Below are 8,531 nucleotides of genomic sequence, written 5' to 3'. Positions count from 1 at the left end.
AAAACTGGAAGAGATAATTATTCCCCATGCCTATGCATGCGATCTTATGAGCGATGTCCTTGCCTTCTGTTCACCCGGCGCCCTGCTTCTGACAGGACTTACAAATGTGCAGATAATCAGAACGGCGCAAATGCTGGACATCCCTGCAATCGTATTCGTGAGAGGCAAGGTGCCGCTGGAAGAAACGCTTAATCTCGCACAGGAAAACGGAATTCCCGTTCTTCTTACGAAGTACAGCATGTATCAGACATGCGGCATCTTATACGCAAGGGGAATCAAGCCCAGTTATACCCCGCAGGGAGCATGAACCGTGGGCGATCCTGTCTGCCTTGAATATAAAATCGAGGGCAACGACTATATGGTTGCGGGAACTGCTTCGAATAATATAAAGAACACTCTTAAGATGCTCGGTATAGCTTCGGATTTCTGTCGCCGGGCCGCGGTGATAACTTATGAAGCAGAGATGAACCTTGTCATACATGCCGGAGGAGGAACGCTCAGGGCTGTGATTTCCGAGGACAGACTTGAGCTGTTCGCCATAGACAATGGACCCGGCATACCTGATATAGAAAAAGCGATGACCGAAGGTTTTACAACCGCATCCGAGCAGGCGCGGGAAATGGGTTTTGGCGCAGGTATGGGCTTACCTAATATAAAACGCAACAGCGATATATTTGAAATAGATTCAACGCCAGGAAAGGGAACCACGCTGAAGGCCACGATACTGTTCAAGTAATACGGCAGCATTTATACGTGCTGTTACGAGGGAGTGGATGGAATGAGGCACAGCATAAAAATATCAAAAGAAACATGCCAAGGCTGCGTCAACTGCATAAGAGTCTGTCCGACCGAAGCAATACGGGTCGTTGACGGGGAGATAAGCATAATAGCCGAGCTCTGCATCGACTGCGGCGAATGTCTGCGCTCATGCAGCCGAAAGGCGCTAGGAATAGATGAGGATGACTGGAACAGGATAAAGGAATCATCAAGGACGACAATAATAGCGGATCCGTCCTTCTTCTCACAGTTCAGCCACTACAGCACTCCTGAGATGCTCGAGGATGCCCTGGAATCGCTTGACCTTAATGTCCTGCTTGATGAAGAAGAGGACGCGTTTGACCTTTCTGCCTACGCGACAGCCCAGTTGATAAACCGCCACACGAAAGCATTGCTTCCATTGATATCCGTCTACTGTCCGGCCGTTCTCCGTATGATACAATCCCGTTTTCCGGAACTCCTTTCAAGGGTCATACCTATTGATACTCCGCTTGAACTGGCGGCGGATCTCTGGAGGATGCGCACCAACAGTACGGTCCCACTTACCCTGCTCGCTCCATGTCCAGCAAAGATAACGATGGTTCATGAACCGCAGGGGAGGGAGAGATCCCACATTGACTACGGAGTCACTGTACGGCGCGTGGCACGCAGTATCATGGCTGCTGACAAAGTCTCTTCCGGCCAGGGCGGCGAAGCAAAAAGGAGAAACAACCGCTGGATATCATGGGCACGCCGCGGCGGAGAAGCTCGACATGTACAGGCTTTTTCAGACAGGAAACTTACGGTCCTCGCCGTCTCCGGCATGCGCAACACGCTTGACGTGCTCCAGGAACTTGAACTTGGACGTCTACGCGGCGTAGACTTCATCGAGTGCCGCGTCTGCGACACCGGTTGCGTAGGAGGCGTAGGCACGGCAGACTCCCGCTTTCTCGCAAATCTGCGTATGGGAAATATCGAGACGGACTGGACTATAACACCCAAAGAGCTTGCCCGGACCGAAGAACTCTACTCTATGGACTTCTGGTCTATCACCAAAGAATTTGCCCCCCGGCCGCGTCCGCCGCTTTCTGACAACATAGCCGACGCAATGGCCAAACTGCAGCAGATGAAGGAGATATACAGCGGCCTTCCTCATATTGACTGCAGTTCCTGCGGACGGCCCTCGTGCCAGGCTATGGCCGAAGAGATAGTCCGAGGACATGGATCGGTAACAGACTGTATATTCAAACTCAGGGACAGGATAGCGGCACTTGCAAACGAAATTACCAAACTTTCAGAGGCACAGCCTCATGCGCTTAAAAGAAAGGGTGGACAGAATTGACGATAGGAGAACTTTGTAAAACACTTAACGCTGAAGTAGAGGCTCCCGGAAATATCAACAGGGAAATATCAAAGGCAACGGTGGGAGATCTGCTGAGCTTTGTCATGGGGACAGCTCCCGAAGGGGCAGTATGGATAACTATACAGGCACACCTTAATGTTGCTGCGGTCGCCGTGCTGAAGGATCTGCCAATGATCATAATCGCCTCGGGGCGTAAACCGCCGCATGATCTTGTTGAACGCTGTCTGAAAGAGAATATTTGCGTCGCTTCTGTTAAAGACACCATCTATGGGACCTGTATAAAATTAGCCTCACTGGGGTTCGGGGAGTAGCTGAAACATTGCTGCAACCTTTCTGGGTCGACCTTCACATACATACTGTCCTCTCTCCATGCGGCGAACTTGAAATGGGGGCGCCGGACATCACGGCAAAAGCCAGGGAGGCTGGCATTGATATTATCGGGATTGCCGACCATAACACATGTGAAAACTATCCCGCCATTGCAGTTGCGGCAGCCGGTAATCCGGTAGTTTTTCCATGTATTGAGACCCAAAGTGCGGAGGATATACACGTTCTCTGTGTATTCCCTGATTATGACACTGCGCTTGGGTACAAGGACTGGCTTTGGAAGAAGATCCGCCCTATAAAAAACGATACGGAGCATTTCGGGTATCAGGTCGTTATAGACGCAGAGAACAACATCATAAAAGAGGAAGATATCCTTTTGATACAGGGCGCCGGCTATGAGGTGGACCAGATCGTCGCCGAAACGCAGAGACTCGGCGGACTTGCGATTCTTGCCCACGTCGATAGACCTGCTTTTTCTTACACTGCGGTGCTGGGCCCCATGCCTAAGGATTATCCTGCAGATGCATTTGAACTGTCTTGCAGGCTAAACTCTGACCATGCGGCCGAATGGCGCGAAAGGTACCGGGGGAGAACATTTATACGTTCGTCTGATTCGCATACGCTAAGCGACATATCACGCGAAAATTGTACTAAGATGATGCTTGAAGAACCTTCTTTCAAAGAGATCAAAATGGCGATACAAGGTAAAAACGGCAGGCGGATCCCATGGCCGTGGGGGTAATACAGAACGGCCGCAAAAAATTACTGCTATCTTTTCGCAGAAATTAGATTTTGTTCATCACAAAAATATATCTGAAGAAATATGCGCACATCAGACCATAATTCAACAAAAAATTGTCCGGTCTGTTGCGGTTGTTATTAGATGTGGGGTATAATACTCATGCTTTGTGTACTTTTTCGCAAATATTACCGTACATGATGCAGTGTCAAAGATGGGCCTTTCTATAAGGCTCATTTAAGTGTGTTGAACAACAACCGTTACAGTTACTCGTTTCTATTTACACTTTTCGGACGGGAGGGTCCGAAGAGAAAATAAGGAGGGTGCGTTTTATGGTAGAGAATGTGTCGGAAAAGGCGTGGGAGCAGCTGGATCAGCTCCTCGACAAATACCGCGGAACGAAGGGAAGTGTCATTCCCATGCTCCAGCAGGCACAGGAAATCTTCGGATATCTTCCGAAAGATGTTCTTATTAAGATCAGTAAAGAGATCGATGTGCCGATAAGTCAGATTTACGGGGTTGTAACGTTCTACGCGCAGTTCCACCTTGAACCGCGTGGGAAGTACATCATCCGTTCATGCCAGGGAACAGCCTGCCACGTTCGCGGCGCAAAGGCGGTCCTTAAGGCAATCAGAGATAAGCTCGGTCTTGCGGAGGGTAAGGTAACGACCCCGGATCTCAAATTCACCCTTGAGACAGTCGCATGTATTGGGGCCTGCGGTCTGGCACCCACTTTTATGGTGGATGACGACACGTATGGCAGACTTACTCCTGATTCCGTAGGTCCGATTCTGGACAAGTACGCATAACTTCAGGTCGAAAAAAGGAGTGTTTTTTATGAAAATTACGAGTCTTGAAGAGCTTCGCAAAATAAAGGAAACTTCTCAGCATAATACTGAAACCAGGAAGAATAGCGACACACAGATCATCATCGGAATGGGGACATGTGGGATAGCGGCAGGTGCACGCGCAGTCATGACAGCTGTACTCGAGGAGCTTGCTAAGCGCAACCTCACGAATGTCGCCGTTCTCCAGACAGGATGTATCGGTATGTGCCAGAAGGAACCTCTTCTTGACGTTGTTCGTCCAGGAGAAGATAGAGTGACTTATGGCCCCGTGTCACCCAAGGATGTCCCGCGCATAATCGCCGATCATCTCGTAAACGGAAATATAGTTGAGGATCTTGTTATAGCTAAGATCCCCAGCAATGAATAGATCTGGAGGGAGGAATTCTAATGGCTCTTGCTAGAGCTCACGTACTGGTTTGCACCGGAACAGGCTGCACAGCTTCCGGATCAAGAAATGTCCTTGCGAATTTTGAAGAAGAAATCAAGGCCAAGGGGTTAGACAAAGAAATCAAAATTGTTGAGACAGGCTGCCAGGGATTCTGCGAAGGCGGTCCGCTGGTGATCATATATCCGGAGGGGACCTTCTACACCCACGTGACACCTGCGGATGTAGCGGAGATAGTGGAAGAACATCTGCTTAAGGGACGCGTCGTATCTCGCCTCCTTTTCAAGGAACCGCTTACTTCAGAAAAAGTCCCCAATTACAGCGATATAGCATTCTACAAGAAGCAGCACCGTCTCGTCCTTAAGAACTGCGGGCACATAAACCCCGAATCGATCGAAGAATACATCGGCGCCGACGGTTACGAAGGACTTGCAAAAGTTCTCCTGACAATGACGCCGGAACAAGTCGTAGAAGAGATGAAGAAAACCGGTCTGCGCGGTCGCGGCGGCGGCGGCTTCCCGACAGGCATGAAGTGGATGTTCTGCGCAAAGTCACCGGGGCCCAAAAAATACATTATCTGCAACGCAGACGAGGGTGACCCAGGCGCATTCATGGACCGCTCCCTGCTTGAGGGTGACCCGCATGCGATCCTCGAGGGCATGGCGATCGGTGCATATGCAATAGGGTCCGACGAAGGCTATATCTATTGCCGCGCAGAGTATCCACTGGCGATCAAACGTCTGAAGCACGCCATATCACAGGCTGAGGAGGCAGGGCTCCTCGGCCAGAACATACTAGGCACAGGATTCAATTTTACCATCCACATAAAGGAAGGCGCCGGCGCGTTTGTCTGCGGAGAAGAGACAGCGCTTATGGCATCTATCGAAGGCAAACGCGGAATGCCGCGCCCCCGTCCGCCGTTCCCGGCAGTAAAAGGACTTTGGGATAAACCTTCCAACATCAATAACGTTGAGACATTCGCAAATGTCCCATACATTTTCCGTGTGGGCGCAGAGGAGTTTGCAAAGCTTGGTACCGAGAAATCAAAGGGGACCAAGGTCTTCGCCCTTACCGGCAAAATAAACAACACCGGCCTTGCCGAAGTTCCGATGGGGATCACAATGCGCGAGATCATATTTGATATCGGCGGAGGCATCATCGGAGGCAAGAAGTTCAAGGGTGTCCAGATCGGCGGACCCTCCGGCGGCTGCATGCCGGAATCGCTTCTCGATACACCGATAGACTATGATTCACTCATCGCCGCAGGAGCAATGATGGGTTCCGGCGGCCTCGTCGTAATGGACGAGGAAACCTGCATGGTAGATCTTGCAAAATTCTTCCTCACCTTCACACAATCCGAATCCTGCGGCAAATGCACACCCTGTCGCGAAGGGACCAAGCGTATGCTTGAAATGCTGACTGCAATTACAGAAGGCAAAGGACAGGAAGGCGATATCGAAAAACTCGAAAGGCTAGCCAAGTCGATCAAAGCCGGTGCCCTATGCGCACTGGGGCAGACTGCACCAAACCCGATACTGTCCACTATCCGCTACTTCCGGGATGAATATGAGGCACATATCAGGGATAAGAGATGCCCTGCGGGTGCATGCACGACCCTTATAGGCTATAAGATAACCGCTGACTGCAAGGGCTGCGGCCTTTGCAAGAAGGTCTGTCCGGTTGAGGCCATCTCCGGGGAGATCAAAGGTCAGCATACGATAGACCCGAACAAATGCATCAAGTGCGGCGCATGCATGACAAAGTGCCCGTTCAAGGCAATAGTTCGCGGATAATTTCGGGGAGAGGGGAGACAGACAATATGGAACTTGTTAAGGTTACTATAGACGGCAAAACAGTATCTGTTCCAAATGATTACACCGTAATCGAAGCAGCCGCCCTGGCCGGAATCCGCATCCCTCAGCTTTGCTACCATCCTGAGCTGAGCAAGGAAGGAGCCTGCCGCGTCTGCTTAGTTGAGATCAAAGGCGCGCGCGCTCTAGGCGCGGCATGTGTATATCCAGTATCCGACGGAATGGTCGTCAACACAAACACTCCGGAAATACGCGAGACCAGAAAGGCAGTAGTTGAACTTTTGCTTGCGAACCACCCGCTGGAATGCCTCACCTGCCAGAAGAACAAAGATTGTGAGCTTCAGACGATCGCGGCAGACCTTGGTATACGTGAAATTCCATACACAGGCGAGAAACGCAATGCAAAGAAGGATGAATCAAATCCGAGCCTCGTCCGTGACGCCAACAAGTGTATCCTCTGCGGGCGCTGTATCAGGGCATGTCACGAGCGTCAGGGGCTTGACGTTTACGCGTTCATAAACCGCGGATTTGCAACCATCGTTGACCCGGCATTCAGCTATGGTCTTGATGAAGTCACCTGCACATACTGCGGACAGTGCTCAGCTGTATGCCCGACAGCGGCTATCTGCGAAAAAGACGACACTGAGAGCGTATTCGAGGCACTTGGCGATCCAGATAAGTACACAATAGTGCAGACCGCACCGGCGACCCGCGTAGCACTTGGCGAGGCACTCGGCCTTCCTGCTGGTGAGATCGTCACAGGCAAAATGGTTGCGGCTCTCCGCAGACTCGGCTTTGACAAGGTTTTTGACACCGACTTCAGCGCAGATCTTACGATCATGGAAGAGGGACATGAATTCCTTCATCGTGTGCTCAATGGCGGCACACTTCCGATGATCACATCCTGCTCTCCCGGCTGGATCAACTTCATCGAAATGAAGTACCCAGACCTTCTTCCGCACCTTTCAACAGCAAAGTCGCCGCAGGGAATGTTCGGCGCGCTGACGAAGACATACTGGCCAGAGTCCCAGGGGATTCCTGTCGAAAAGATATTCAGTGTTTCGATCATGCCATGTACGGCGAAGAAGGCCGAGCGCATCCGTCCGCAGCTTCAGAGCAACCCCGGGATACCGGATGTAGACGCAGTGCTCACCACCCGCGAGCTTGCCAGGATGATAAAGAGCGCAGGCATCGATTTCAAGAACCTTCCTGAAGAAGACTACGACAGCCCTCTTGGAACATCTACAGGTGCTGCGGTAATCTTCGGGGTAACTGGCGGAGTTATGGAAGCAGCGCTTCGCACTGTCTATGCAGTCCTCAACGACGGCAAGGACCTTCCGGGGATCTGCTTTGCACCGGTCCGCGGCATGGAGGGCATCAAGGAAGCAAGCGTTGATGTACCAATCAACGGAGAGACCGTCACCGTGAAACTTGCGGTCGCACATACTCTTAAAAACGCAAAGACACTTATGGATAAGGTCCGTGCAGGCGAAGCGGACTACCACTTCATAGAAATCATGGCATGCCCCGGCGGCTGCATCGGCGGCGGCGGCCAGCCTCAGCCCGTCAATGCGGAGATCCGTGCGGCACGTACGGCTGCTATTTACCGGGTGGATGAAACAAAAACTATCCGTCAGTCCCATAATAACCCGGATATCGCCGCCCTATACAACAATTGGCTGGGCAAGCCGCTCGGCGAAAAATCTCACCGCTTTCTCCACACGCACTACAACGCACAGCCGAGAGAAGTCTAGCAAGACAGAAATAAACAAATCAACCATATCGGGGGGCCATTCGGCCCTCCGATTTTCACATATAACAGCAACTTTATCATCAGGTCCGCCATAGTTTATGCGCATCGTACTGACGCTATATTTGCAAAAAACGAGTAGAATTATCTTTGATAGTTTTATATTGCGATGATGAAGAAGGAGTTGTTTTTTTGGTTAAACATGAATCTCAGAAAATTTACTTTGTGCGTCATGCAAAACCGGAGTTGCCGTACAAAGGTAAGCTGTTTTACGGATTCACGGATTACCCCCTCTCTGATGAAGGTATAGAAAGGGCAATGATACTGTCCGAGGATTTGAAAAACATTCATTTTGACCATATATTTTCAAGCGACATGCAAAGGGCATTACACACAGCAGAACTTATTATTCCTGACCGCAAGGCTGAAATAACCCAAATCCCCGGTCTTCGTGAGATAAATTTGGGCGACTGGGAGGGCAGGAGTTTTGACGAAGTGCGTGAAACATGGGATGAACTTTATGAGGCGCGGGGGTGTTCCTTTGACAGCATA

The 8,531-nt window shown here is 50.8% G+C and carries 10 protein-coding genes; all 10 read left to right on the top strand.

The window, feature by feature from the left end; genetic code table 11:
* Window positions 1-4 precede the first annotated feature (4 nt).
* Window positions 5-307 (top strand): transcriptional regulator, encoded by a 303-nt coding sequence (locus tag LLF78_03970; protein ID MCE5201652.1) that lies wholly within the window; start codon window positions 5-7, stop codon window positions 305-307.
* Between the two features lie 3 nt (window positions 308-310).
* A complete protein-coding gene (locus tag LLF78_03965) occupies window positions 311-736 on the top strand; it encodes an anti-sigma regulatory factor (GenBank protein ID MCE5201651.1) in 426 nt (141 codons plus the stop codon).
* A gap of 42 nt (window positions 737-778) precedes the next feature.
* Window positions 779-2,098, top strand: a complete 1,320-nt coding sequence (locus LLF78_03960) for a 4Fe-4S dicluster domain-containing protein (protein ID MCE5201650.1) — start codon at window positions 779-781, stop codon at window positions 2,096-2,098.
* The gene (locus tag LLF78_03955; GenBank protein MCE5201649.1) at window positions 2,095-2,430 is read left to right on the top strand and encodes a serine kinase; all 336 of its coding nucleotides are present in this window, start codon (window positions 2,095-2,097) and stop codon (window positions 2,428-2,430) included. The genes LLF78_03960 and LLF78_03955 overlap by 4 nt, the downstream gene beginning before the upstream one ends.
* Window positions 2,431-2,438: 8 nt before the next feature.
* Complete coding sequence (locus LLF78_03950; protein ID MCE5201648.1) at window positions 2,439-3,188, top strand: PHP domain-containing protein; 750 nt, start codon at window positions 2,439-2,441, stop codon at window positions 3,186-3,188.
* A 329-nt stretch (window positions 3,189-3,517) separates the two neighbouring features.
* Window positions 3,518-3,994: an NADH-quinone oxidoreductase subunit NuoE gene (gene nuoE / locus LLF78_03945; protein MCE5201647.1), complete on the top strand. Its 477-nt coding sequence runs from the start codon at window positions 3,518-3,520 to the stop codon at window positions 3,992-3,994.
* Between the two features lie 28 nt (window positions 3,995-4,022).
* Window positions 4,023-4,400 (top strand): (2Fe-2S) ferredoxin domain-containing protein, encoded by a 378-nt coding sequence (locus LLF78_03940; GenBank protein MCE5201646.1) that lies wholly within the window; start codon window positions 4,023-4,025, stop codon window positions 4,398-4,400.
* Window positions 4,401-4,420: 20 nt separating this feature from the next.
* Window positions 4,421-6,211 (top strand): NADH-quinone oxidoreductase subunit NuoF, encoded by a 1,791-nt coding sequence (gene nuoF, locus LLF78_03935; protein ID MCE5201645.1) that lies wholly within the window; start codon window positions 4,421-4,423, stop codon window positions 6,209-6,211.
* Window positions 6,212-6,237: 26 nt separating this feature from the next.
* Window positions 6,238-7,983, top strand: a complete 1,746-nt coding sequence (locus LLF78_03930; GenBank protein MCE5201644.1) for a [FeFe] hydrogenase, group A — start codon at window positions 6,238-6,240, stop codon at window positions 7,981-7,983.
* Between the two features lie 188 nt (window positions 7,984-8,171).
* The coding region (locus LLF78_03925; GenBank protein MCE5201643.1) for a histidine phosphatase family protein at window positions 8,172-8,531 on the top strand (360 nt) is incomplete at its 3' end.

It is taken from the genome of Synergistaceae bacterium, assembly GCA_021372895.1.
In the GTDB taxonomy this organism is placed as follows: Bacteria; Synergistota; Synergistia; order Synergistales; family Synergistaceae; genus JAJFTP01.
The sequence above is the reverse complement of the archived record's forward strand: the minus strand, read 5'-3'. Positions and strand labels throughout refer to the sequence as shown.